Source organism: Crenothrix sp., assembly GCF_043729335.1.
Lineage (GTDB): Bacteria > Pseudomonadota > Gammaproteobacteria > Methylococcales > Methylomonadaceae > Crenothrix.
Window position 1 is genome coordinate 15,315 of the sequence record NZ_JAYTLQ010000001.1, and the last position, 23,886, is coordinate 39,200.

Below are 23,886 nucleotides of genomic sequence, written 5' to 3' on the forward strand. Positions count from 1 at the left end.
CGTAATGCTATTGTCATAATCCGGTTATATACTGCCGCACACAGTGCTACCCCATAAATTATTTAGACACAATAAAAATACCCATTTGGTGAGCTATCTATTTTGTGCAATGTCTAAGCCATACAAAAGTAGTACAATATCCGGTTAAATTAACAATCCAGGTGTAGATTATGCAAATTATTCAAGAAGCACTGACGTTTGACGACGTTTTATTAGTGCCCGCATACTCGAATGTGTTGCCGCGTGACGTGGAAATGGTAACGCAGCTGACTCGTACCATTACACTTAACATTCCGCTAGTTGCAGCAGCCATGGATACTGTTACCGAAGCTAGACTCGCCATTGCCATCGCGCAAGAAGGCGGCATCGGTATCATTCACAAAAACATGACAATTGAACAACAGGCGCATGAAGTCTCCAGTGTCAAAAAATACGAAAGCGGGGTCATCAAAGATCCGATTAGCGTTTCTCCTGACATCAGTATCCGTGAGGTCATCGCCCTAACCCAGGCTAAAAACATCTCGGGCGTGCCGGTTGTGAATGGCGAGGAATTAGTCGGTATTATTACCAGCCGAGATTTGCGTTTTGAAACCCGTCTTGATGAACCCGTCTCCAAGCTCATGACTCCGAAAGCACGGTTAATTACCGTCAACGAACACGCTGATCGCAAAGAAGCCATCGCGTTACTGCATAAACACCGCATCGAAAAAATCTTAGTTGTTAATGACGACTTTCATTTGCGCGGCATGATTACCGTTAAAGATATCCAAAAAGCCAAAGATTACCCACAAGCCTGCAAAGATGAACAAGAACGCTTGCGCGTTGGCGCCGCTGTCGGTACAGGCCAAGGCACAGAAGATCGCGTGGCGGCACTGGTTGCAGCCGGTGTTGATGTCATCATCGTCGATACCGCCCACGGCCATTCCCAAGGTGTTTTAGACCGTGTGCGCTGGATAAAGCAAAACTATCCTGATGTCCAAGTGATTGGCGGCAATATTGCTACCGCCGATGCCGCACTCGCATTGGTTGAAGCCGGTGCGGACGGCGTTAAAGTCGGCATAGGCCCAGGCTCTATTTGTACCACACGCATTGTTGCCGGTGTCGGTGTGCCGCAAATAAGTGCCATCAGTAACGTGGCTGATGCGTTAAAAGGCACCGGTGTACCGTTAATTGCCGATGGCGGTATTCGTTACTCCGGCGATGTCGCCAAAGCCTTGGCAGCAGGCGCTCATGCAGTGATGTTGGGCGGCTTGTTTGCTGGCACCGAAGAAGCCCCCGGCGAAGTCGAATTATTTCAGGGGCGTTCGTATAAATCGTACCGTGGTATGGGTTCATTGGGCGCGATGTCACAACGCCAAGGTTCCAGTGACCGTTATTTTCAGGAAACCACCGACAGCGTGGAAAAACTGGTGCCGGAAGGCATTGAAGGCCGTGTGCCTTACCGGGGCAGCTTACTGGCGGTAATCCATCAATTGCTGGGTGGTGTGCGTGCCAGCATGGGCTACACCGGCAACCGCTCGATCACAGAATTTCATGACAAAGCCCAGTTCGTGCGTGTGACTTCAGCAGGCATGCGCGAAAGCCATGTGCATGATGTGACCATTACTAAAGAAGCGCCGAATTATCGTACCGAGTAGTCATACACATTAATATTGCCAAGACCGTAGGGTGGTTTCGCGCCAGCAAACCACCTGGCCGGAACAGGCAAAATCGATCTTTGCCCCAACTTTTCAAACGGTTGCCATAACGTGTTTAACCTTTGTTACGCTAGGCATGGCGGTTTTCTGGCGCGAAACCACCCTACAAAATATCCGCGTACAGACGTATATTTGTTACCCAATAATGACCTTTTATCTTCCTTGCCAATAAATTTATCGTGAATCAACACAACCTAAATATCCATGAGCATAAAATCCTGATCCTGGATTTTGGCTCGCAATACACCCAATTAATCGCCCGCCGCATCCGAGAAATCGGCGTTTACTGCGAAATATATTCTTACGATTGCAGCGCTGAAGAAATTAATAACTTCGCCGCCAGAGGTATTATTTTATCCGGTGGCCCAGACTCGGTAACAGGTGACGACACACCACGCGCACCACAAAGCGTCTTTGAGCTGGGCATTCCGGTGTTAGGCATTTGTTACGGCATGCAAACCATGACTGAACAACTGGGCGGCAAGGTTGAAACATCTAATCATCGAGAATTTGGTTACGCGCAAATCAGGGCGCGTGGACATTCCAAATTACTTACCGGGATAGAAGACCATTTATCGCCCGAAGGCTTCGGATTATTGGACGTATGGATGAGCCACGGTGATCGCGTAACCCAATTACCCGAAGGCTTTAAACTGATAGCAAGCTCCGATGGCGCACCGATTGCCGGCATTGCTCACGAAGAACTGAATTTTTATGGGCTGCAATTTCATCCCGAAGTTACCCACACTCACCAAGGCGCACGCATATTGTCACGCTTTGTGCTGGATATTTGCAGCTGCGATGCCTTGTGGACAACCAGCCATATCGCTGAAGACAGCATCAAAGCGGTACGGGAGAAAGTCGGTACGGATCAGGTTATTTTAGGCTTATCCGGCGGCGTAGATTCATCGGTAGTTGCCGCCCTGCTACATAAAGCCATCGGCGAGCAGCTCACTTGTGTGTTTGTCGATACCGGTTTGCTGCGTTTGCACGAAGGCGACCAAGTTATGGCCACTTTTGCCCAACACATGGGCGTTAAAGTCATCCGCGTGGATGCCGAACAACGCTATTTACAGGCCTTGCAAGGTGTTACCGATCCTGAACAAAAGCGCAAAATCATCGGCGGCCTGTTCATTGATATTTTTGATGAGGAAGCCGGAAAACTTAATAATGCCAAATGGCTGGCACAAGGCACCATTTACCCTGATGTGATTGAATCGGCAGGCTCTAAAAGCGGCAAGGCACATTTGATAAAATCGCACCATAATGTCGGCGGCTTGCCGGAAAATATGACCTTAAAGCTGGTTGAACCGTTGCGGGATTTATTCAAGGATGAAGTCAGAAAGCTAGGCTTAGAGCTGGGCTTGCCCGCTGATATGGTGTTCCGCCATCCGTTTCCAGGCCCTGGCTTGGGTGTACGCATCCTGGGCGAAGTAAAAAAAGAATTTGCCGATTTATTACGTAAAGCTGATGCAATCTTCATTGAAGAATTGTATCGCCATGATTTATACGACAAAGTCAGCCAGGCGTTTGCGGTATTTTTGCCGGTTAAGTCGGTCGGCGTGATGGGCGATGGTCGGCGTTATGATTATGTCATCGCCATCCGCGCCGTGGAAACCATTGATTTTATGACCGCACGCTGGGCACATTTGCCGTATGAATTTCTGGATTTAATTTCCAGACGCATTATCAACGAAGTCGCGGGCATCTCACGCGTTACTTATGATATTTCCGGCAAACCACCTGCCACCATTGAATGGGAATAAGCCCCAGCAACGATGAAGCCTGGATGCGTTATGCGATACGCTTGGCGCAACGGGCTGAACAGCAGGGTGAAGTGCCGGTAGGTGCGGTATTGGTCAAAGATGACCAGTGTATTGCCGAAGGCTGGAATGCATCGATTAGCCTGCATGACCCCAGTGCCCATGCGGAAATTGTTGCGTTACGGATGGCCGGTAAAGCGCTGGGCAATTATCGTTTAATCAACACCACGCTGTATGTAACGTTAGAGCCGTGCGTGATGTGCATGGGAGCCCTTAGCCAAGCACGGGTTAACCGCCTGGTGTTTGGCGCAAGCGATCCTAAACGCGGTGCTGTTTGTAGCGCCCTAGCGCTTGCTGATGCCAGCTTTTTGAATCATCAAATTACGTGGCAAGGTGGAATTTTAGCCGATGAATGTGCAACCCTACTGAAAGATTTTTTTCGTGCTAAGCGTTAATCAGTAGGCTAAAATGTCACTTACCGAAATCTAAGCCTAAACTTTTAATTGCATAACCTAGTACACAGGCAATGTAGGGTGGATTCGCCGCTAGGCAATCCGCCACAATACATTTACTGGACATCGGCATTGGATTGATTGGCGGTTTGCTGGCGCGAAACCACCCTACAAACTCTGGAAATTTAATACCGCTACATTCAGGGATGGAGATAATAAAAAATATGAAAAATTTATTTATTAAATGGGGTAATTCGCTTTTCCACACCCGTAATGTTCTTTTTCCTATTCTTGTGAGCGGAATTCTATTGTTATTCCCTCCTGTGGCAATAGACAGCGCACTCAGTATGTGTTTATTATTCATTGGCTTGTGCCTTATTATCATCGGCCAAGGCATTCGAATACTCACTATCGGCCTTGCTTATATTGTTCGCGGTGGCCGTAATAGACGCGTTTATGCCGATAAACTGATCACCGATGGCTTTTTCGCCCACTGTAGAAATCCCCTGTATATCGGCAATATCCTGATTGTGAGTGGATTTTTATTTATCTCTGGCAACGTGTCTGGCATTATTATTGGCTCAGTTAGTTTTTTTGCAATTTATCGCCTGATTGTTTACAGTGAAGAAGCGTTTTTAGAAAGCAAATTCGGGCAAGATTACCGTGATTTTTGCGCCAACGTCCCGCGCTGGATACCTAATCTTGAAGGTATTGGCAAAACGATTGCTAATTATGAATTTGACTGGCCAGCGGTTGCGGTCAAAGAATATGGCACGCTTTTTACATCGTTGATTATTCCGCTGGGGTTAATCAGTTGGAAATTACACTTAGCCAATAAAGTGAATGATTACCAGTTTTTATTAAGCAGCATTGCAGTGTTTATTTTAATAGCGTATGGCATTGTGCGTTTTTTAAAAAAAACAGAACGACTCAAATCCATGCGCTGATACGGCTCCGTTATTCACGCACTAAAATAAAATTTTATTCATCACGCTAATCTGATATGACTGATCACGATAAACTATTTCAACAAACGAGCCGCACCGAAGACTTTGCTTTTGATGAGCGCGTTGCCAATGTTTTTGACGACATGGTGTCAAGAAGTGTACCGTTTTACAACGAACTACAGCGCATTCAGTCCGATTTAATTATCGGTTTTTTACCCCAAAATGCAGCAATAGTTTGTGATTTTGGCTGCTCGACTGGCACAACCCTGGAACATATCGCCCAACATCCTAAGTGTCCAACCGATATTGAGTTGATTGGCTACGACAACTCTGATGCGATGTTAGATAAAGCACGTATTAAGCTTGCCGATCTTATCGCCGCCAAAAAAGTATCGTTACGGCTGGCTGATCTGGGTCACCTTCAAGATTTACCCAAATTTAATGTCGCTATTCTTAACTGGACATTGCAATTTGTAAGGCCTATAGAACGTGAACAGGTGTTAAAAACCATTTTTAACGCCCTACATCCTGGCGGCATAGTATTGTTATCAGAAAAAATATTAAGTAACGATTCAGTATTAAATCGTCTTTATATAGAGCATTATCTACAGTTTAAAATAGAACAGGGCGGCTACAGCGATGCTGAAAACCAAAAAAAGCGTGAAGCCTTAGAAAATGTACTTATTCCTTATCGCCTAGATGAAAATTATGCCTTATTAGAACGTGCTGGCTTTGCACGCATCGATACTTATTTTAAATGGTTTAATTTTGCCAGCATGATCGCCGTTAAAATTTAAACTCATTGCTGAAACGCGTTACCTAACCAAATATTTTAACCAGCCAGCACTAATAATAGACGTTGCAAAAGCCATCATCACCAAAGCCACGAAAATCCGCTGATCGATAAGTTGATGCTCTAAGGCCACTGACGCCAAAATTATTTCAATAGCGCCCCTCGCATTCAAACCCACACCCACAGCCAATGCTTCTCGCCCCCGCATTCCACCGATACGTGCACCCAATCCTGCACCCAGAATTTTTCCAACACTGGCAATAAGAAAGACCAGTATCGCCAACGTGCCATCGAAGTGGCTGAAAAAATTCGTTTTAAGGCCAATGGACACAAAATAAAGCGGGGCGAAAAAATGCAGGGCAAAGGGCTGGATCATTGAGTTGATACGTTTTTCCTGCTTGGGATCGTCGTATTGCCCAAATGCCATACCCACCAAAAAAGCACCAAATATAGCGTGAATACCGATTTTCTCAGCACCGACTGCCGCGAACATAACCAGCACGGACAAAAAAGTCAGCAAACCACCTTGCCAATCTTTAAAAAAGCCAATACGGTGCAGAAAAGGTAATACTATCCAACGTCCGAGACCTAAAACCAACGCAGCGTAGGCAAGCACCAAAGCCAAAGTAGAAAAAACATTTCCGGCCGGATGCTCTACACCCAAATTACGCAAAATGAAGGCGAACAATGTCCAGCCGACCAAATCGTTAATCATTGCGGAAGTCATAATTGTCATGCCAATCCGTGTGCCTATCAAATTCAGATCCATCAGTATGCGGGCAATTACCGGTAGAGCTGAGATCGACAATGCCGTACCCATAAACAAAGCCATCAATAAAGGACGATCACTGTGCCCCCATAGCTCTGGAAACAGCAAAACCATGCCAAAACCCAAAGCAAACGGCAACGCGCCACCCACTAAACTGGTGGCAGCAATAATCAATTTACCGTGCCGGAAGCGATCGAAGTTAATCTCCAGTCCCGCTGCAAACATAAAGAACAGCATCCCTACTTTAAGCAACGCATCAACGCTGGTAGTGATAGTTTTATCGACCGGGAACAACGTGGCATATGTTTCCGGCCAGATCGTTCCCAGTAGTGTCGGCCCTAACAAAACGCCGCCGATCAATTCACCCAAAACGATTGGCTGACGCAGTTTTTTCATCAGATAACCAAATAGCCAAGCTACTGTTAACATCAAACCTATCTGCATCAAGAATGCGTGGAGTTGTGTAGGGTTCATTAATAATTAACGGTGACTTTAAATAACTTGAAAAATAAATACTGGAGTTTACGCGATACCCAATACCTACGCGAATGCCGTACGCTGACTGAGAGCCACACGAATCTAGCCTTACAATAATTGGCTTCCAACTTAAGGCGGGACAGGTGAAGGTGTGCCGTTCGTGGTGAGCTTGTCGAACCATGAGCGGCACACCGCACACCCTTCGACAAGCTCAGGCCGAACGGTGTGTCTTATGTGCTTTACCGCACAGACTTAATTTTCCTCTACAAAATACAATGAAGCTGCTGAAAAGTTAGCGGCCGCATTTAACATTCAATGCTATCGATTTATCCTAAAAAACGAGTGAAATGTGAATGCAACGTGCAAAATAAAAAAGCGCCTTAACCTCGCCGTAGTCTTGCCGTTAGGAGGCTTTATGCTTGCTGTTCTTTCAAGCTGCAAGATTGGACCTGACTATATTAGGCCGCCTACCGAAACAGCTATTCAATGGATGGAAGCCGAAGATAAGCGGCTCAAAACCACATCCAGCAACGATAAACTGTGGTGGAAAACATTCAACGATCCCGTTTTAAACCAGCTCATTAACCGCGCTTACCTTGAAAATCTTAATCTACGCGTTTCAGGGCTACGTGTTATTGAAGCCCGGGCACAACTTGGAACTGCTGCCGGTAATCTCTACCCCCAAAATCAACAATTAACGGGATCACTAAACCAAATTCATCTTAGCCGACGTGCCGCGCAGGCTGCATTCTCCAATATTTTTGATTATGCCCAATCGCAATTAGGCTTCACCGCCAGTTGGGAAATCGATTTCTGGGGCAAATTTCGCCGCGCCATTGAATCAGCCGATGCCAGTTTACAGGCTGCCGTGGCGGATTACGATACTGCATTGGTCAGCCTGACTGCCGATGTGGCGCAGGCTTATATTACTATTAGAACCTTGGAAAAACGCTTAGCCATTGCACGGCAAAATGCAGAGACACAAAAAGAAAGCCTGCGCATTGCTCAAATTCGCTACAACGGCGGCACCACTTCTGAACGCGACGTGGAACAGGCCAGAACAGTACTGGCCAATACACAGGCTTCCATCCCTACCCTGGAAATCAGTTTGCGGCAGCAAGTCAATGCGTTAAGTGTATTACTGGGCAAGCCTCCGCATCAGATCAGTGAATTGTTAACCAGATCGGGGCAAATCCCTCCGCCTCCCGCACAAGTGGCCGTAGGCATTCCTGCTGAACTGTTGCGCCGCCGCCCCGATATTCGCCATGCCGAATTACAAGCCGCCGCACAGTCTGCCAGCATTGGCGTCACCAAGGCTGATCTTTACCCTGCTATTTCACTTACCGGTACTTTTGGCTTGTTATCTACCGATGTAGGGACGTTTTCTCTAGGGGATGTGTTTTTGTGGCGAAGCCGAACCGCCAACTTCGGGCCATCCTTCCAATGGAATATATTCAATTATGGCCAAATCACGAATCAGGTGCGGGTACAGGATGCACGGCTACAAGAATTGTTGATTACTTACCAAAATACCGTGCTTACCGCGCAACGGGAAGTGGAAGACAATCTCATTGCTTTCTTGCGCTCCCAGGAACGCGCCCAGTTATTGGGTAAGAGCACTGCTGCGGCGCAGCGCTCGCTAAATTTAGCCACCATCCAATACCGCGAAGGTATCACCGATTTTACTACCGTACTGACTGCCCAGCAGTCGTTGCTCAGTGAGCAGGATAATCTGGCCAGCACGCTTGGCAATATCTCCACTAACCTGGTTGGCGTATACCGGGCTTTGGGTGGTGGCTGGCAGATTCGGGAAGGTAAAGAGCTTATCCCTGATGAGATTAAGCAACAGATGGCAAAACGCACGGACTGGGGAGACTTATTAAAAGTGACCACCCAGTCGGCACCTGAAACTCACAGGCCGTCTGACATAGGTTTGCCAAAATGGTAAGGACAAGGGACATGCGCATAATAAAACCTTATATGGCGGGGATTTTTAGTTTATTAATACTGCTAGGGTCAGGGTGCAAAGAGGAAAACAAGTTTGTTCCGCCACCGCCAGCCCAGGTAAATGTTAAGCAACCTATTAAACAGGAAGTCAGTGAATATCTAGAATTTACCGGCAATACCCAGGCTTTTAATACCGTGCAATTAGTCGCACGCGTACAAGGCTACTTAAAAAAAGTTTATTTTCATGATGGCGATTTAGTCAAAAAAGGCCAACTTTTATTTTTGATTCAGCAAGATACTTATCAAGCGCGGTTAAACCAAGCTGAGGCGCAAGTGCAACAACAAAAAGCCAGCCTAGACCACGCACAAACTGAATTTAATCGTTTTACCGATTTGGTAAGACAACATGCTGCCGCCCAAACCGATGTGGATAATTGGCGATACCAGCGTGACAACGCTAAAGCAGCGCAAGCCGCCGCTAAAGCTAATCGCGACCTAGCCAAATTAGATCTTGATTATACCCAGGTAGTTGCCCCTTTTGATGGCCGTATTGACCGCCGGTTAAAAGATCCAGGCAATCTGGTTGGCGCTGGCGAATTTACCTTACTGGCGGAAATTAACCAGATAAACCCGATGTATGTGTATTTCACCATTAACGAAACGGACTTACTGAGGGTTATTAAGCAAACTAACATTGGCCCCGGCGAGGCATTAAAACTGAAGATACCGGCCGCGCTGGCATTATCGGATGACAAGGGTTACCCGTATATGGGAACTCTTGATTTTACCGCCATCTCAGTGACTCCAACAACGGGCACATTGCTATTACGGGCTATTTACCCTAATCCAGGCGGTAAAATATTACCCGGCCTGTTCGCAAGAGTGCGGGTTCTGGTGGTCAATTCTGAAAAAATGTCGTTACTTGTACCCGAAATAGCAATTGGTTACGATCAATTGGGTGCTTACCTGCTGGTGGTAAATGATAAAAATATCGTTGAGCGCCGCCCGGTAAAACTGGGTACACAAGTTGAGGATAATCGGGTAGTTCTGGAAGGCATCAAAGATCAGGACTGGGTGATTGTCAATGGCCTGTTACGCGCCATTCCAGGCAGTACGGTAAATCCGATAGGCAAGGCTTCTCGCGACGTAAAAAGCGACGACCGCATTTCAGCAGATTCTGCCGAACAAGGAAAACCAACGCCATGATCTCTGAATATTTTATCGACCGGCCGATATTTGCCAATGTTATCGCCCTGGTCACGATTATTATAGGGGTTGTGTGCTTCATAAACTTGCCCGTGGCGCAGTACCCATCCATTGTGCCACCCACCGTGCAAGTAACCGCCCGTTACCCCGGTGGCAATGCCGAGATTGTCGCCAATACCATCGGTATTCCTATTGAACAAGCGGTTAATGGCGTAGAAAACTCGTTGTATATGTCATCGACCAGCGCCAGCGATGGCAGCTATACGCTCACGATTACTTTTAACGTAGGCACCGACCTTAATACCTCAGTGGCACTGGTACAAAATTTAGCTAACAGTGCCTTGCCACAGCTGCCCACCTCAGTACAAGTTCAAGGCATTACGGTCAAAAAAGTATCTACTGATATTTTGCTGGTGGTCGGGTTGTTTGCAAAAGATGACCGCTTTGATGAAACTTATCTGTCTAACTATGCGGTCATCAACTTACAAAATCCATTGGCGCGTTTGCCTGGGGTAGGTCAAATTGCAGTCCGGGGTGCAGGGCCTTACAGTATGCGGGTGTGGATGAATCCGGAAAAACTGCGTTACTTCAATTTAAACCCTCAAGAAGTGATCATCGCTATTCAGAGCCAAAACTTGCAAGTCGCCGCAGGGCAAGTAGGCGCGCCACCGGTTGCTAACAACCAAGCCTTCCAGTTTACTGTTAATGCCTTGGGGCGTTTAGCCGATGTAGCAGAATTCGAAAATATTGTGCTTAAAAGTACCCGTGGGCAAGCGGCGCAAATAGTGCGTATTCGCGATGTGGCCCGCGTCGAGCTTAGCCGCCAAAGTTACAGTAATTTTTCCCAATCCAGCGGTCATAAAGCCACGGTAATACCGGTATTTACCTTGCCAGGTGCTAACGCTATTAAGGTAGCGGAAGAAGTTCGGGCGGCAATGGTCACCATGAGCAAGGACTTTCCTCCCGGTTTAAGCTACGAAATTAATTATGACACCACCAAATTTGTCAGTAGTGCAATCCATGATGTCTACATTACCTTATTTGAAGCGGGCATATTGGTGCTTGTGGTGGTGGTGATATTTTTACAAAATTGGCGGGCTACCCTAGTGCCCGCAACCACAGTTCCGGTCACCTTAATTGGTGCTTTTGCCGCCATGGCCATGCTCGGCTTTAGTATTAATTTATTGACATTATTTGCGATTGTGCTCGCCATTGGCATTGTTGTGGACGATGCCATTGTCATCGTGGAAAGCGCTTCTCATCATATCGAACAAGGTCTGACCCCTAGAGAAGCCACCATTAAAGCCATGCAGGAAATTACCGGCCCTATTATTGGCATTACCCTGGTGTTGGTTTCTGTGTTTTTACCGGCTGCGTTTTTGCCGGGTATCACTGGACAATTGTTCCGTCAATTTGCTTTGGTCATTGCCTCTACCGCTATTATCAGTGCCCTTAATGCGCTAACCCTAAAACCTGCCCAATGCGCCTTGTGGCTGCGTCCCGTTGACAAAGAGAAAACCAATTGGTTTTTTAAAGGCTTTAACAAAGGCTATGGCTGGATTGAAAGTACCTATATGCGCTTGGTAACCTGGATGGTGGATCGCGCAGTCGCCATGCTATTTTTGTTAATGCTAATCATCGCCGTCACGGGCTGGCGCTTTGCTGTGCATCCTACCGGATTTTTACCTACCGAAGACCAAGGCTATGCCATAGTCGTCACCAAACTTCCCGATGCATCTTCTCAACCCAGAGTTGTTGCTGCAACTAAAGCAATAAACGACGTGCTTAGAAAAGCAATAGGGGTTAAAGCCTGGATTAATATTGGTGGTTTATCGCTTTTGGACAATGCCAATGTTTCCAATTTTGTTACCACTTTTATTGTCTACCAAGATTGGGACAAGCGCGGAACAGACCTAAAACAAGATGCCATTATCGCCAATTTACGCCGTCAGTTAGGGACTTTAGAAGAATCCGGATCTATTGTGCTGGTACCGCCGCCCATCCGTGGACTGGGTCAAGGCGGTGGTTTTCAGATGATGATAGAGGATCGCCAAAGTTTGGGTCTAGTCGAGTTGCAAAAAGCGGTCAATGAAGTCATTAAAGCCGGTAGTTCGCAATCCGGTTTACGAAACTTGACCTCTACATTCAGCGCTAATAGCCCCCAACTTTTTTTGGATATTAACCGTACCAAAGTGGAATCACTTAATATTCCTCTTAGCTCTGTATTTACCACGCTGCAAACCTATCTTGGCTCTTCTTTTGTTAATTTGTTTAACAAGTTCAACCAGGTTTTTCAGGTGTATGTGCAAGCCGATGCGTCTTTCCGTGCGCAACCTGAAGATATCAAGAACCTGTATGTAAAAAATACCCAAGGCGAAATGGTACCGCTGGGTACGCTAATGGAGGTAAAAAGAATCTTAAGTTCCGAACTGGTGCTGCGTTACAATCTTTATCCTTCCGCACAAATATACGGTGCGGCCGCGCCAGGATTTAGTTCCGGCCAAGCATTAAGCCTAATGGAACAGGTCTGCAAAAATATTCTGCCCAAGGGCGTAAGTTTTGACTGGACGGCAACCTCATTTCAGGAAAAACAGGTGGGTAACCAAGCTTATTATATTTATGCCCTGTCTATTACTTTGGTATTTATGGTATTAGCGGCGTTATATGAAAGCTGGAGCAGTCCTTTAGCGGTGGTTCTGGTAGTTCCTATGGCGTTGGTAGGTGTACTTTTGGCGCTTATATTACGCAATTTTGATAACAATCTTTATACCCAGGTAGGTTTAATTTTGATGATTGGGCTGGCGTGCAAAAATGCCATCCTGATTGTTGAATTTGCCCGCCAATTACAGTCTGAAGGTAAATCTGCGGTAGAAGCTGCGGTGGAAGCTACTCAACGGCGGTTTCGTCCCATTATAATGACATCGTTTGCATTTATTTTGGGGGTTGTACCGTTGCTGGGGGCATCAGGTGCGGGCGCTGCCAGCCAACAGGCGATTGGTACCGTAGTATTTGGCGGCATGCTATCTTCCACACTTTTGGCGATACCGTTTGTACCGGTACTTTACGTCATGACAGATCGCTTGTCTAAATGGCGGAATAAAGATGATAAAACTGGCAAAGGTTAGAAAAACCGCCTCACTGCATGGGCATTTATTAGAGAGCGGATCTTAACCGCTCTCCCCCCGCACTACTCTTGAGTATCGTTAATCAAATCATAAGTGATATCAGGATTAAATCCCATAGGCCAATAAATTTGAGCAAAAGGTGGCCAAAACAGGGATACAAAACGGAATTTCGTACGCAATCTACCCTCTTTAAGCACTTGTCCATTTTGTTCCAAACGATAAGGGATACCACCGTTAGGCGGTACGCCTGCCGCTGTCCAGAAAAATGGCTTGGTAGTTACCACGCCATTAGCGCTGACATCAACCGGTTGTGGTCTTTTATAAATATACAAATTAGAACCCTCAGGCACTTTAAAATGGCCAGTCGTGGTACAACCCACCATCATCAATAATGCCAACATGATATAAATTTTTTTCATTATTATTGTCCTCATTGTGTTACCCGTTTAAAAATTAGCCCCGTATTTATCCCCCCAAAAGCAAAATTATTACTCATCACATAATCGCAATGTAAGGTACGAATCCCCCCTTTAATATAGTCCAGCTGGGCGCAAGCCGGATCAATATTTTCAAGATTGGCCGTGGCATGAAACCAACCTTCATTCATCATATTAATCGCCACCCACGCTTCCAGCGCACCGCACGCCCCTAAGGTATGGCCGGTAAAACTTTTTAATGCACTGATGGTTATATGATGGCCAAATACCGCCGCCGTAGCGTGGCTTTCTGCGACATCGCCATGCGTCGTCGCCGTGCCATGGGCACTGATATAACCAATCGCTGAAGCATCCAGATGAGCATCTTGCAACGCTAGGCGCATGGCTGTTTGCATACTTTTGCTGTCCGGCTGGGTAACATGCAGTCCATCTGAATTAGTACCAAAGCCGACAATTTCAGCATAAATAGTAGCACCGCGAGCCCGTGCATGTTCGCGTTCTTCAAGAATTAAGGTACCTGCGCCCTCGCCTATCACTAGGCCATCTCGATCACTATCAAACGGTCTTGGGCTTTTTTCAGGTGACTCCTGAAGACTGGTGGCAAATAAAGTATCAAACACTGCCGCTTCCGATGCGCTAAGTTCTTCTGCGCCACCTGCCACCATTAACTTTTGGTGGCCGTATTTAATGGCCTCATAAGCATAACCTATACCTTGGCTACTGGATGTACACGCACTGGAGGTGGTATAAACCCGGCCATTGATACCAAAAAACAAGCCAATATTTACCGGAGCCGTATGCGCCATCATGCGGATGTAAGAGGTGGCGTTTAAGCCATTGACGTTATGGTTAAGCAGCATATTACCGAATTCGATCAGCGCTTCAAAACTGCCCGCACAACTGCCGTAAGCGATGCCCATCTGTCCGCTACTCAGAATGGGATCATTTAATAAACCGGCATCAATAAGCGCCAATTCGGTCGCATACGTGGCCATTAAAGCGATACGTCCCATGCTACGGGTTTGTTTTCTGGAATAATGTTCAGGTTTAACAAAATCTGCCGGAGCGCCCAAACGGGTATTAAGGCCAACATATTTATCCCAATCTCGCATAAAGCGAATGCCGGTAGATTGCGCTTTAAGCCGTGCAGAAACCTGCTGCCAAGAATTACCTATGGGCGAAATACCGGCCATGCCAGTCACAACAACACGTTTCAACATAAGCCACCATTAACCGATAATACCTGCCGGGTAATATAACTGGCATCTTCCGACATTAAAAAAGCCACTGCGGCAGCGACTTCTTTAGGCTCCCCCACACGCCTTGCCGGTATCATTTTTTTAATCTCCTCCAAAGGCAATTCATCCAGCATATCGGTGGCAATTAAACCCGGCGCCACGCAGTTAACAGTAATATTACGTTTCGCCAATTCCAATGCCAGCGCTTTAGTAGCACCGATAATACCCGCCTTGGCGGCACTGTAATTAACCTGGCCGCGATTGCCCATTATGCCGGAAACCGATGACAACGTGACAATACGCCCAGGCTCTCGCCGTCTAATCATCGGCATAATCACGGGCTGCAAGACGTTATAAAAACTGTCGAGATTGGTGTGTATAACACTGTCCCATTCTTCGCCTGTTAATGCGGGAAAGGCGTTATCGGCGGTAATTCCGGCATTGCAGACTACGCCGTAATAAGCGCCGTGCAGTTCCATATCCTGATTGAGTTGTGCGGCACATTGGTCACGATCACTAATGTCGAACTGTAGCAGTCTGGCGGTTGAACCTAGCTGTTCAATTTCCGCTAGCACGGCTTCTGCCTGGGCTTTTTGGCTACGGCAATGCACTACTAAATCATAGCCCTGTTTGGCCAGATATAATGCAATCGCTTTACCTATGCCGCGACTGGAACCGGTGACTAAAATGGTTTTATTCATGGCTTGGTTGCTAGCTTGGTTTCTATAGGAGGCTGATAAACATTGAGGTTAGCGCTGATTTCAATATCTGCGCCGTAAATTTTGCAATCAAAAACACCTAGCTTTTCATCTTGAATAATATTACTGACTTGTATCGTCAGTAGCGTACCGACAGCAAAATAGGCAATATTACTGGCATAACGGCGCGTGCCCAGTAAAAAACCCAGCTTGATAGGTTCGCCGACTAACTTAGATTGGATACCTGCATAGGCGGCAACGGCCTGCGCCATATATTCAATCCCTACCCAGGCAGGCACACTATGGTTATCGCTAAATAAGCCGTCATCACGGACAACCAGCTCAGCTGATAACGTGTGGCCATCGAAATCAATAATCCTATCCAGCAATACCATACGGCCACTGTGCGGGATTAATGCGGCAATATCACTGTAATCGTTCATCATATTCACTTAATGGCTTTCAAGGGGCTATTATAGCGCCGGTTTGATGCCAGGCAGACAGATGGAGTGCATAAATAAAAGTTCCACCTATTGGTATAGTCAATAGAGTTTTAGTGGCATTGACCGATATAAAATTAAAGATTAAACTAAGAGTACTTAAAACCGTACCTGTACTACTTGGAGTTAATATGGATGCTATAAGCTATACTGCTGCACGCTCTAACCTATCTAAAACAATGGAAAAAGTATGCATGGATCATGCGCCCGTCATTATTACGCGCAAAAATGAACCCCCTGTAGTGATGATGTCCTTAGAAGATTATAAATCAATGGAAGAAACCACTTACCTTTTACGCTCACCTGCTAATGCCCGACACTTATTGGCATCTATAGCGGAGCTGGAAGCGGGTAATGGAATTGAAAAAGAACTGATCGAATGAAGCTGATATTCTCAACAAAAGCTTGGGATAATTATTGTTACTGGCAAGATACCGACAAAAAAATACTTAAACGCATTAATTTACTTATCAGAGATATTCAACGAACACCTTATGAAGGAATTGGCAAACCTGAAGCTTTAAAGCACGGTTTGGCGGGGTACTGGTCGCGCCGAATTAATGATGAACACCGGATTGTTTATAAGGTTCAAGATGACGCTATTCTTATTGCACAACTTCGCTATCATTATTTCGATTAAGCAGTACTGCCCTATTTATAACGAATTGCCTGACCATCGATTTCACCTTAACGTTTGGCAATAATTGTAGCCAACGCTTGACTGAACAAAGCTAAAGGCTAAGTAGCGCCGCCAGTTTGGTTTTAATTTCCTGCATTTCACCTGAACTGACTTTACCTTTGTATTGCGTTTGCCGACTTCGCCAATCGAGGTTTTTAATCTGATCTGCTAATGCTACCCCGATTGCATCCGACGTTGAAAGCTGAACTTCAAACGGGTAGCCTTTAATTTGGTTGGTTATAGGAACACACACCAAAAGTCCTGTTTTTGCGTTATAGGCCTTGGGACTTAACACAACAGCGGGGCGATAACCTGCTTGTTCATGTCCAGCTTGCGGGGTAAAGTCCAACCATACAATGTCACCTGCTTCTGGAATATACGGTGCAGGCATCAGAACTGTTCCTGCCCCTGTGCTTTACCAAAATCAACTTCGTCATGCAGGTTTGTTGCAGTAATGCCATTGAGTAATTCATCCAGCGTATAAGCAGGTGCAACGCGCTCTATAATGATGCGGCCCTCTTCAGCACGCACTTCAACAGCTTGATCCAGCGTTAATTGTGCGGACTGCATAACCGCAGATGGAATGCGCACTGCTGGGCTATTGCCCCATTTTTTTAAAATTTGCACGGTCATAAGCTTGCCTCAATGTAGATACAATTGTTGATACATTATAGAGTTTAGCGGTTTTTATTTTAGGGTGCAAGCATCAACAAAGTAATTTGATTACGCATAAATTGCCGCTAAAATTTTATCAGCGTTGGTGTAATGATGCGGAATGCTTTTTAATGAGGAGCCACGTTGAAGAAAAAGACAAGGAAAGCTACTCGCGCCTAGACTACGCGAATAATTGATGTCAGCCATTAACTCAGCTTGTGTAGATTCCGTGTTCAGGTTCTCTAAAAACGCTTTACTATCAATCCCAAGCTGAGATGCGAGTTCACACAATGTTTCGGAGTCTGATGGGTTTTGTGCTTTTTGATAGTAAGCATCCTGAATTGCCTCAAGCATTTCGTGTTCAAGATGGTTATGGCGGGCCAAGATAACGGCACGGCAGGCAATATAAGTGGATCGTCTTGGCTGGCATTTTTCCCAGAAGTCGAAATTAAAAACAGTGCCTGGAACTGATTCTATAATTTTATGCCATTGGCCTTGAATGTAAAGTTGGGTATTCAATGGCATTGGCTCATCTGAATCCGGTGCTAACCCACCCAGTACATATTTAACATGGACATCAGAGCCAAGCTGGCTTTCAACAGCTTTCCAGGTTGGCCGGAAAGCGTAACACCAACTGCACATGGGATCATACACGTAATACAGTATTAGATTAGTTGGCATAGACATCTGAGGTTTTGTAAGAGATTATCGTGCTTAATAAAGCACAGAGCTTGCAGCTTGTATTATGCATGGCCACTGAAAATCAACTGTAATATTTACAACTCACGGATTTGGCAGTTCCATGATTTCTTCAAGTGATTGTTGTAGTCCATCGATATGGGTTTGTATGGTTTCCCACACCATTACAATATCAACACCCAAATATTCATGTGCCAATACGTTACGCATACCAGCAATTTGTCGCCAAGGCATATTAGGTTGTTTTTCTAGCAATATTTCAACACCAAAGTCTTTAAGTGCTTGGCCAATAATTTCCAGATTACGAATCACTGCATCTTGAGTTCTTCTATCGCCCAAAAATTCTGTTAAATCGTATCCTTCGGTATAAGACTGAATTAATCCAATGCTTTCCAGTGCGGCGGCAATGAAAACAAACCGATCCTTCATAACGCGACAGCTTCTTGCAAAATCCGTTGACGTAAATATTTGTTCAATGCCCGTTCGCTGACTATATCAACTCTGCGTCCTAGCGTTGTCGATAGCGCATCAATCAGATCAACGTGATCTAATAAAGTTGAGCCTGGCATAAAATCAACCAGTAAATCAATATCGCTGTCTTCACGCTCTTCACCACGCACCACAGAACCAAATACACGGACGTTGGCCGCGTGGTAACGATTTGCAATTTCCATAATGCTGATTTTTTGCTGCTGTAATTTTTCGTATAATAAAGCCAAGTTAAAATGCCTCAACTATGTAGTTTTCTGAAAACGCGCCAAAATATCTTCAAGTGGAATACTTCTAATTTCACCCCGCTCAAAGGCATCCAGCTGGCTATCGGCTTCATCTAAGCTAGATTAGGAGGTGATCTATAATTTTTACTCGCTCTATACTGCGGGTAAATTCAGCGCATCGTGAAAAGCTAAACTTTAGCCCTGTTTGCTGCTGTATTGTAAACCTCGTTATTTTCCCTTTTGCCAACAGCAATGACAAAAACAATGATGTCTTGATTATCAACTTCATAAACAAGCCGATAACCTGCCGAACGTAGCTTTATTTTGTAAGCACAATCAAAGTTATTCAATCGATTGGCTGCAATATGAGGATTTTCTAAGCACTTTTTCAGCTTGTTTTTAAATTGTTTTTTGATGCTGTTATCTAGTTTATCCCATTCCTTTTTTGCGCTCGGTAGGAATTTTAATTTATAAGTCATCAAGCGTAACTTCAATCGCTAAGTGCTTTTCTGCCTGTCTTGCTTTGACTATTTCGCCTAGTTCATAATCTTCCAATTTGCTCATTAGCGATTCATAGGTATCCGCAGGAACAAGGTAGGCTGTAGGCAAATTGTGGTTAAGAATAGCAATCGCTTCACCATCAGCTTTGTTTAATAAGGCTGTTGGGTTTTTCTTTAATTCAGAGATGCTTGCGCTAAAAGAAGCGAATATTTGTTGCATGTGCAACTCCAATAAGTACCAAATTAAGTGCTTATATTAGCCCTTTATTAGAAAAGCACAACTTTGATTATTTGGATACGGCATAACGTACGGCAAGCCAAATATACACCGTACAAAAGCAACGCAGAAATAACGGGACTGGAGGAAGACAACGTACTGATTGAAGAGGCCACGCGGTAGCAATTCCCGTCGATTGAAATGTGTAAACGATGGGCGAGTTTGTATATTCTCGAACGATGTGCTTCGTACCTCAGCACATCCTTATGCTTAACGCATCTTATGGTCTTAAACCAAAACCCAATTTTTTGCCATGATCCGCGTAAAGAGCCATAGAACCCATCCGCGCTTCGAACTTCCTTACGTTTTTTAAAAAATCAATGTAATTTTTTTCTGCCAGTAAATCTTCTTTGCTGCAAAAAAAGTCAAAATAATCTATCGTAACGCCTGTATACCGCAAAACTCCTAAACCATCATCAATGATTTGATAGGTGCCTTTATAGCTTCTGCAAGGGGTTGTCCCGTGAAATGAAATAACACCGGCTTGATAGGAATCAAATCGTAATGTAAAAACTTTTGATTCAAATCCTGGTACATTAGCAGTGTGCCATGTTCTATAAATTAAATTCCCATGGTTAGTTCCGGTTTTAGGCAGTAGCTCAAATTGCAAGAGAATTTCGCCCTTTTCATTGGACAAGGATAATGTGGTGTTTTCAATATTATAATGAGCCGCTTGTGCTAATTCGCCAAAATATATCATTGATTGCGTCGTTCTTTGCCAATCACATCCCATCTGAGTCCTACTGCCTCCTGCCTCCCATTGAATTCTATTCTTAGGATGAAGAGTAAAATTGGTACCATAGAAATTACACCCATCCTCACCGCTCAATTGATTACTATCCAAAAATTCTAGCGTGATGCCGGTATTTTCCATTGTTGTACGGCCTTTGGAAGATTGCAGTATCCAGCGTGATCCAGGCAACTTCATTTCACCTATATACCCCAACTGTGTAGGCGTAGGTGTGTTCTGTTGGCAGGATATTAGGGTTATAAAAAACATAAGGTTGAACAACCATTGAGATATTACCCGACTTTTAATACAAGTTGCCACCATTCTTTCCTCCGATACTTTAACTTCGGGTAGGTTACCCATAGTCGCAAGCTTTTGATGGATTATGACTATGGGAGACATTTTACGGAGTGGTCAGTACAGCGACACTAATACCAGATATATAATTAATTGCCATATAAAATGCATTATTTGCTGAAGCTATTGGATCAAAACCGTCATATGGCTCACCAGCGTGAGAACCATATGCGAATCCTTCCACAAACCAAGGTCCGCCACTATCACCACCACTAGATAAATCAGGTGAAGCACCGATACCAAAATTAGATACTTTAATAAAAGAAAACGAAGCATTAGACGGGCTATTTGGTTTGAAAATCTTGCTTGAGATATAACCACAAGTGTAGCCGGAAACCCTACCATATTTACAAACATATTCCCCAACAAGTTGTAATGAGGAAGCTCTAGTCCCTGTAATAGTACGCGTCACATCGGTACCATTTAGATACGTACCAACTTTGACTTTATTAGTCGGCGTATAACCTGGCGTAGTATGCCACTGAATATCGTAAGGACCTGTATATGCGCCTTTTTTATAGGGTAAAAAAGTTCCTTTGTAATATTGAAAATCAAGACAATGACCAGCTGTAGTAATACCTCTTGTGCCCACTGGTACAGCTGTAAAAGCCACAGTATTTCTGACGGAAAAACCGGTCGTACAGTCAAGTTTCAACAATCCGGTTATATTGTTAATTATCTGTGTCTGTAGCCCCCCATATATAGATAAAGCTTGTTTCACACTCAGTGACTGAACTTTAAGTACCGCTACATTTCCCGAAAATTGCAAGCCCATATCTTGAATAGCTCTATTACTTCTGAGGTGATTTTCATCGGTAACATATAATTCAACACGATTTTTCCTCACATCAATATCCGATTCAATAGGTATGTCTCCTTCGTTGGCAACGGCATCTAACGCTTCAGTCCGCACTCTTTCAAGGTCTGCTAAAGAGACTTCGGCTTGGCGTACTTCAGTAATTGCGGTTAATTCTTTGCTCAAATAGGTAGAAATATCTTTTTTTGGCTCACCCACAAATTGCACCACAATTTTAAATTCTGGTGTGTGTTCTAACCATAGGCCAGCAAACGTATCAGGGTTATCCCGTGTTAGTTTTTCTTCTAAATTTTCTATTTTATTTCTTAATGCAAAACGCCGACTACCTTCTTCATAACTAATGCCACGGTCAAGCGCATAAGTTATTGTGTCATAGCCAGGTGTGGACTCATTTATCAGAGGATCATCCAACATATCTTTCGGATTTTTCGCCTCTACTCCTGTAGATAGCATGACCGCCATCACCATAAGTAAGTGACTACGGAATTTAAGACTATTTTGTATTAAAAACATATTTACGCTCTCAAGTGTATGTATTGATAGGTATTTCAACGTAACTTAATAAGGTGTATTAATAATGCCGTGCAACAAATACCCTTGCGTTCGACCACCTTAGTTGGCTAACAATATTCAAACTGCACTGCACTACCTTGCCGCAATTTTACGGAATTGTTAGTACGCTGACACCAATTCCAGATACATAATTGATTGGCATATAGTAAGCGTCATTACCATCATCAGGCGGTTGTCCAACATGAGAACCATAAGCGATTCCTTCCCGAAACCAAGGTCCGCCACTATCGCCGCTGTTGGAGAGATTTTTCACAGGATAGCCGCTAAGAGGTGGTGAGGAGTCAACTCTAATAAAAGTTGCAGTGTGATTTGCTGGTATAAACGTCTTTGTCGTGATATAGCCACAAGTATAGCCAGTGCTTACACCATACTTGCAGACAAGCTCCCCAATCAATTGGGCACTGCTGGGTTTAGCCGCTATAATGATGCGTATCTCCCCAGCATTTGAGACTTTAATTATATTAGTCGGCGTATAACCTGGCGTAGTATGCCACTGAATATCGTAAGGCCCTGTAATTGACCCTGCTTTATATGGAAATACAATCCCACTGTATTTCCTTGCATCAGTACAATGTCCAGCCGTAGTAATACCTCTTATGCCCAAGGTATTTATAACTGAAAATCCGGTGGTACAATTGGCTTTGCAAGATGGATCTGAAGGAGTGTTGGCGCATATTGGGGGTAGCGCTTGATATAGCGGAAGACCGCCATAAAAAGAAGCTTGGCGTATGCTGGGCGCTGATACCGTGATTAATTTTACATTTTTCGGAAATTGCAAATTCCTTTTTTTAAGGATATCGGCCCCCCTCATGCGAAATTGATTGGTTACAAACAAATCAACACGATTCTCTTTCACGTTAATATCCGATTCAATAGGTATATTTCCAGCATTAGTAAATGAAGTTATTGCTTTAGTCCGCATTTTTTTAAGCCCGGCTAAAGATACTTTGGCAGCGCGTACTTCACTAATCGCCATCAATTCTTCAGGCATATAGGTTGAAATATCCTTTTTTGTTCCACCTGCAAATTGTGCTACAAGCCGAAGTTTCGGTTTATGTTCTAACCAAAGTCCAGCAAAAGTATCAGACTCTTCCCGGCTTAGTTTTTCCTCTAAGTTTCCTATTTTATCAGTTAGTTTAAATCGCTGCTTAGCCTCTTCGATACTAATACCCGCGCTTACAGAATACATCTTTGCGTCCCAGTCAGAAGAAGGTATATTTTTCAAAAATGAATTAGATAAATTTTGTGAGGATTGCGCTGTAGCAGTTATAGATAGCAGAAGGGTTAATGGTAAAAGACTACTTTTGTACATTTTATATTCCTTAATTTTTGTAACAGTTAAAGAAAAAGCATAACGTCAAATAGGCGTCCTATTTGACGTAAGATATTGCGCCAAACAGTTGACTAAATAATTTTAAAAAACAAAATATTTTAAATTTTATTGAGTTAAAAAATTTAGCTCATCCTAAATAAATAAAGCTGACCCTTCATAAAAGTTCATCGGACAAGAGCAGACGATAAGCAAAAGCCATAAGCTAACTAAATGAGATTCATCTCACAAAACCAAGTTTATTGCAAAGAAAGCTAAATTCTGGAACATTAAAATATAAATAAGTGTAAATTTATTTATATAATTTGTTAAGGTGTGGACGAGTGTAAAACTATTTAAATAATTTATCTGTGAACTATTTCACATCTATAAAAATTTAAATCAAGTACACTAGATCCCCATTTTTTAAATCGAACGGCAACTACTCCAAGCTCGCAGTTAACTTGAGCTTCGGAATTCTGAAAACTTGGATGCCTACTTGATACTTGATTAATTCACAAAAGGA

The 23,886-nt window shown here is 44.3% G+C and carries 27 protein-coding genes; 10 read left to right on the forward strand and 17 right to left on the reverse strand.

Annotated features, from left to right (window positions below; all coding sequences use genetic code 11):
- Positions 1-170: 170 nt before the first annotated feature.
- The 3 genes from guaB to tadA all read left to right on the forward strand — a co-directional run bounded on the left by guaB (position 171) and on the right by tadA (position 3,915).
- Positions 171-1,637 carry an IMP dehydrogenase gene (guaB, locus tag ACHZC4_RS00075; protein ID WP_394751682.1) on the forward strand — a complete coding sequence of 489 codons (1,467 nt, stop codon included), beginning with the start codon at positions 171-173 and terminating at the stop codon, positions 1,635-1,637.
- Between the two features lie 239 nt (positions 1,638-1,876).
- Positions 1,877-3,463, forward strand: a complete 1,587-nt coding sequence (gene guaA, locus ACHZC4_RS00080) for a glutamine-hydrolyzing GMP synthase (protein ID WP_394751683.1) — start codon at positions 1,877-1,879, stop codon at positions 3,461-3,463.
- The gene (gene tadA, locus ACHZC4_RS00085) at positions 3,454-3,915 is read left to right on the forward strand and encodes a tRNA adenosine(34) deaminase TadA (RefSeq protein ID WP_394751684.1); all 462 of its coding nucleotides are present in this window, start codon (positions 3,454-3,456) and stop codon (positions 3,913-3,915) included. Before guaA ends, tadA begins: the two co-directional genes overlap by 10 nt.
- 16 nt (positions 3,916-3,931) lie before the next feature.
- Here tadA and ACHZC4_RS00090 read toward each other — a convergent pair whose 3' ends face one another.
- Positions 3,932-4,276, reverse strand: a complete 345-nt coding sequence (locus ACHZC4_RS00090; RefSeq protein WP_394751685.1) for a hypothetical protein — start codon at positions 4,274-4,276, stop codon at positions 3,932-3,934.
- Here ACHZC4_RS00090 and ACHZC4_RS00095 point away from each other — a divergent pair.
- Both ACHZC4_RS00095 and cmoA read left to right on the forward strand, forming a co-directional pair.
- A complete protein-coding gene (locus tag ACHZC4_RS00095; protein WP_394751686.1) occupies positions 4,260-4,859 on the forward strand; it encodes a methyltransferase family protein in 600 nt (199 codons plus the stop codon). The two genes, ACHZC4_RS00090 and ACHZC4_RS00095, sit on opposite strands and share 17 nt — an antisense overlap.
- Positions 4,860-4,915: 56 nt before the next feature.
- The gene (gene cmoA, locus ACHZC4_RS00100; protein ID WP_394751687.1) at positions 4,916-5,656 is read left to right on the forward strand and encodes a carboxy-S-adenosyl-L-methionine synthase CmoA; all 741 of its coding nucleotides are present in this window, start codon (positions 4,916-4,918) and stop codon (positions 5,654-5,656) included.
- An 18-nt stretch (positions 5,657-5,674) separates the two neighbouring features.
- Here the strand turns inward: cmoA and ACHZC4_RS00105 are convergent, their stop codons facing one another.
- Positions 5,675-6,817: a cation:proton antiporter gene (locus ACHZC4_RS00105; RefSeq protein ID WP_394751688.1), complete on the reverse strand. Its 1,143-nt coding sequence runs from the start codon at positions 6,815-6,817 to the stop codon at positions 5,675-5,677.
- On the reverse strand, positions 6,783-7,088 hold the full coding sequence (locus ACHZC4_RS00110; RefSeq protein ID WP_394751689.1) for a hypothetical protein: 306 nt from the start codon (positions 7,086-7,088) through the stop codon (positions 6,783-6,785). The genes ACHZC4_RS00105 and ACHZC4_RS00110 overlap by 35 nt, the downstream gene beginning before the upstream one ends.
- A gap of 225 nt (positions 7,089-7,313) precedes the next feature.
- On the opposite strand from ACHZC4_RS00110, the gene ACHZC4_RS00115 reads away from it, so the two are divergent.
- Genes ACHZC4_RS00115 through ACHZC4_RS00125 form a run of 3 tightly spaced genes read left to right on the forward strand, consistent with a single transcriptional unit; the run spans position 7,314 to position 13,176 of the window.
- Positions 7,314-8,846 carry an efflux transporter outer membrane subunit gene (locus tag ACHZC4_RS00115; RefSeq protein ID WP_394751690.1) on the forward strand — a complete coding sequence of 511 codons (1,533 nt, stop codon included), beginning with the start codon at positions 7,314-7,316 and terminating at the stop codon, positions 8,844-8,846.
- A gap of 11 nt (positions 8,847-8,857) precedes the next feature.
- Positions 8,858-10,051, forward strand: coding sequence for an efflux RND transporter periplasmic adaptor subunit (locus ACHZC4_RS00120; RefSeq protein WP_394751691.1), 1,194 nt, complete (start codon positions 8,858-8,860; stop codon positions 10,049-10,051).
- On the forward strand, positions 10,048-13,176 hold the full coding sequence (locus ACHZC4_RS00125; protein WP_394751693.1) for an efflux RND transporter permease subunit: 3,129 nt from the start codon (positions 10,048-10,050) through the stop codon (positions 13,174-13,176). The genes ACHZC4_RS00120 and ACHZC4_RS00125 overlap by 4 nt, the downstream gene beginning before the upstream one ends.
- A 62-nt stretch (positions 13,177-13,238) precedes the next feature.
- Here ACHZC4_RS00125 and ACHZC4_RS00130 read toward each other — a convergent pair whose 3' ends face one another.
- From ACHZC4_RS00130 to ACHZC4_RS00145, 4 genes are read right to left on the reverse strand one after another with little or no spacing between them, the layout of a single operon-like run.
- Entirely contained in the window at positions 13,239-13,595 is a 357-nt protein-coding gene (locus ACHZC4_RS00130) for a hypothetical protein (RefSeq protein ID WP_394751695.1), read from the reverse strand.
- An 11-nt stretch (positions 13,596-13,606) separates the two neighbouring features.
- Entirely contained in the window at positions 13,607-14,833 is a 1,227-nt protein-coding gene (locus tag ACHZC4_RS00135) for a beta-ketoacyl-ACP synthase (RefSeq protein WP_394751696.1), read from the reverse strand.
- A complete protein-coding gene (fabG, locus tag ACHZC4_RS00140) occupies positions 14,827-15,552 on the reverse strand; it encodes a 3-oxoacyl-ACP reductase FabG (protein WP_394751697.1) in 726 nt (241 codons plus the stop codon). Before fabG ends, ACHZC4_RS00135 begins: the two co-directional genes overlap by 7 nt.
- Positions 15,549-15,995: a 3-hydroxylacyl-ACP dehydratase gene (locus tag ACHZC4_RS00145; protein ID WP_394751698.1), complete on the reverse strand. Its 447-nt coding sequence runs from the start codon at positions 15,993-15,995 to the stop codon at positions 15,549-15,551. The genes fabG and ACHZC4_RS00145 overlap by 4 nt, the downstream gene beginning before the upstream one ends.
- Before the next feature lie 185 nt (positions 15,996-16,180).
- Here ACHZC4_RS00145 and ACHZC4_RS00150 point away from each other — a divergent pair, with 185 nt between their 5' ends.
- Positions 16,181-16,432 (forward strand): type II toxin-antitoxin system Phd/YefM family antitoxin, encoded by a 252-nt coding sequence (locus ACHZC4_RS00150; RefSeq protein WP_394751699.1) that lies wholly within the window; start codon positions 16,181-16,183, stop codon positions 16,430-16,432.
- Positions 16,429-16,689 (forward strand): Txe/YoeB family addiction module toxin, encoded by a 261-nt coding sequence (locus ACHZC4_RS00155; RefSeq protein ID WP_394751700.1) that lies wholly within the window; start codon positions 16,429-16,431, stop codon positions 16,687-16,689. Before ACHZC4_RS00150 ends, ACHZC4_RS00155 begins: the two co-directional genes overlap by 4 nt.
- Before the next feature lie 91 nt (positions 16,690-16,780).
- Here ACHZC4_RS00155 and mazF read toward each other — a convergent pair whose 3' ends face one another.
- The 10 genes from mazF to ACHZC4_RS00205 form a co-directional block, all read right to left on the reverse strand.
- Positions 16,781-17,119, reverse strand: a complete 339-nt coding sequence (gene mazF, locus ACHZC4_RS00160) for an endoribonuclease MazF (protein ID WP_394751701.1) — start codon at positions 17,117-17,119, stop codon at positions 16,781-16,783.
- Entirely contained in the window at positions 17,119-17,361 is a 243-nt protein-coding gene (locus tag ACHZC4_RS00165; protein WP_394751703.1) for an AbrB/MazE/SpoVT family DNA-binding domain-containing protein, read from the reverse strand. Before ACHZC4_RS00165 ends, mazF begins: the two co-directional genes overlap by 1 nt.
- A gap of 90 nt (positions 17,362-17,451) precedes the next feature.
- A complete protein-coding gene (locus ACHZC4_RS00170) occupies positions 17,452-18,063 on the reverse strand; it encodes a DsbA family protein (protein ID WP_394751704.1) in 612 nt (203 codons plus the stop codon).
- A 102-nt stretch (positions 18,064-18,165) separates the two neighbouring features.
- Positions 18,166-18,510 carry a DUF86 domain-containing protein gene (locus ACHZC4_RS00175; protein ID WP_394751705.1) on the reverse strand — a complete coding sequence of 115 codons (345 nt, stop codon included), beginning with the start codon at positions 18,508-18,510 and terminating at the stop codon, positions 18,166-18,168.
- Positions 18,507-18,800, reverse strand: coding sequence for a nucleotidyltransferase family protein (locus ACHZC4_RS00180; RefSeq protein ID WP_394751706.1), 294 nt, complete (start codon positions 18,798-18,800; stop codon positions 18,507-18,509). Before ACHZC4_RS00180 ends, ACHZC4_RS00175 begins: the two co-directional genes overlap by 4 nt.
- A 185-nt stretch (positions 18,801-18,985) precedes the next feature.
- Entirely contained in the window at positions 18,986-19,276 is a 291-nt protein-coding gene (locus tag ACHZC4_RS00185; protein WP_394751707.1) for a type II toxin-antitoxin system RelE/ParE family toxin, read from the reverse strand.
- Positions 19,266-19,517 (reverse strand): type II toxin-antitoxin system Phd/YefM family antitoxin, encoded by a 252-nt coding sequence (locus tag ACHZC4_RS00190; RefSeq protein ID WP_394751708.1) that lies wholly within the window; start codon positions 19,515-19,517, stop codon positions 19,266-19,268. Before ACHZC4_RS00190 ends, ACHZC4_RS00185 begins: the two co-directional genes overlap by 11 nt.
- Before the next feature lie 277 nt (positions 19,518-19,794).
- Positions 19,795-20,667, reverse strand: a complete 873-nt coding sequence (locus ACHZC4_RS00195; protein ID WP_394751709.1) for an META domain-containing protein — start codon at positions 20,665-20,667, stop codon at positions 19,795-19,797.
- 40 nt (positions 20,668-20,707) lie between these two features.
- Positions 20,708-21,991, reverse strand: coding sequence for a S1 family peptidase (locus ACHZC4_RS00200; RefSeq protein WP_394751710.1), 1,284 nt, complete (start codon positions 21,989-21,991; stop codon positions 20,708-20,710).
- Positions 21,992-22,139: 148 nt separating this feature from the next.
- The gene (locus ACHZC4_RS00205) at positions 22,140-23,363 is read right to left on the reverse strand and encodes a S1 family peptidase (protein ID WP_394751711.1); all 1,224 of its coding nucleotides are present in this window, start codon (positions 23,361-23,363) and stop codon (positions 22,140-22,142) included.
- Positions 23,364-23,886: the final 523 nt, after the last annotated feature.

Coding starts and splice junctions, on each gene's coding strand:
- guaB (WP_394751682.1), top strand. CDS start 171: ATGCAAATTATTCAAGAAGCACTGACGTTTGACGACGTTTTATTAGTG.
- ACHZC4_RS00145 (WP_394751698.1), bottom strand. CDS start 15,995: ATGATGAACGATTACAGTGATATTGCCGCATTAATCCCGCACAGTGGC.
- ACHZC4_RS00130 (WP_394751695.1), bottom strand. CDS start 13,595: ATGAAAAAAATTTATATCATGTTGGCATTATTGATGATGGTGGGTTGT.
- ACHZC4_RS00125 (WP_394751693.1), top strand. CDS start 10,048: ATGATCTCTGAATATTTTATCGACCGGCCGATATTTGCCAATGTTATC.
- ACHZC4_RS00115 (WP_394751690.1), top strand. CDS start 7,314: ATGCTTGCTGTTCTTTCAAGCTGCAAGATTGGACCTGACTATATTAGG.
- ACHZC4_RS00150 (WP_394751699.1), top strand. CDS start 16,181: ATGGATGCTATAAGCTATACTGCTGCACGCTCTAACCTATCTAAAACA.
- ACHZC4_RS00205 (WP_394751711.1), bottom strand. CDS start 23,363: ATGTACAAAAGTAGTCTTTTACCATTAACCCTTCTGCTATCTATAACT.
- ACHZC4_RS00190 (WP_394751708.1), bottom strand. CDS start 19,517: ATGCAACAAATATTCGCTTCTTTTAGCGCAAGCATCTCTGAATTAAAG.
- ACHZC4_RS00095 (WP_394751686.1), top strand. CDS start 4,260: ATGTGTTTATTATTCATTGGCTTGTGCCTTATTATCATCGGCCAAGGC.
- cmoA (WP_394751687.1), top strand. CDS start 4,916: ATGACTGATCACGATAAACTATTTCAACAAACGAGCCGCACCGAAGAC.
- fabG (WP_394751697.1), bottom strand. CDS start 15,552: ATGAATAAAACCATTTTAGTCACCGGTTCCAGTCGCGGCATAGGTAAA.
- ACHZC4_RS00155 (WP_394751700.1), top strand. CDS start 16,429: ATGAAGCTGATATTCTCAACAAAAGCTTGGGATAATTATTGTTACTGG.
- ACHZC4_RS00090 (WP_394751685.1), bottom strand. CDS start 4,276: ATGAATAATAAACACATACTGAGTGCGCTGTCTATTGCCACAGGAGGG.
- ACHZC4_RS00195 (WP_394751709.1), bottom strand. CDS start 20,667: ATGGGTAACCTACCCGAAGTTAAAGTATCGGAGGAAAGAATGGTGGCA.
- ACHZC4_RS00165 (WP_394751703.1), bottom strand. CDS start 17,361: ATGACCGTGCAAATTTTAAAAAAATGGGGCAATAGCCCAGCAGTGCGC.
- tadA (WP_394751684.1), top strand. CDS start 3,454: ATGGGAATAAGCCCCAGCAACGATGAAGCCTGGATGCGTTATGCGATA.
- ACHZC4_RS00185 (WP_394751707.1), bottom strand. CDS start 19,276: ATGACTTATAAATTAAAATTCCTACCGAGCGCAAAAAAGGAATGGGAT.
- ACHZC4_RS00135 (WP_394751696.1), bottom strand. CDS start 14,833: ATGTTGAAACGTGTTGTTGTGACTGGCATGGCCGGTATTTCGCCCATA.
- ACHZC4_RS00105 (WP_394751688.1), bottom strand. CDS start 6,817: ATGAAAAAACTGCGTCAGCCAATCGTTTTGGGTGAATTGATCGGCGGC.
- ACHZC4_RS00120 (WP_394751691.1), top strand. CDS start 8,858: ATGCGCATAATAAAACCTTATATGGCGGGGATTTTTAGTTTATTAATA.
- mazF (WP_394751701.1), bottom strand. CDS start 17,119: ATGCCTGCACCGTATATTCCAGAAGCAGGTGACATTGTATGGTTGGAC.
- ACHZC4_RS00175 (WP_394751705.1), bottom strand. CDS start 18,510: ATGAAGGATCGGTTTGTTTTCATTGCCGCCGCACTGGAAAGCATTGGA.
- ACHZC4_RS00200 (WP_394751710.1), bottom strand. CDS start 21,991: ATGTTTTTAATACAAAATAGTCTTAAATTCCGTAGTCACTTACTTATG.
- ACHZC4_RS00170 (WP_394751704.1), bottom strand. CDS start 18,063: ATGCCAACTAATCTAATACTGTATTACGTGTATGATCCCATGTGCAGT.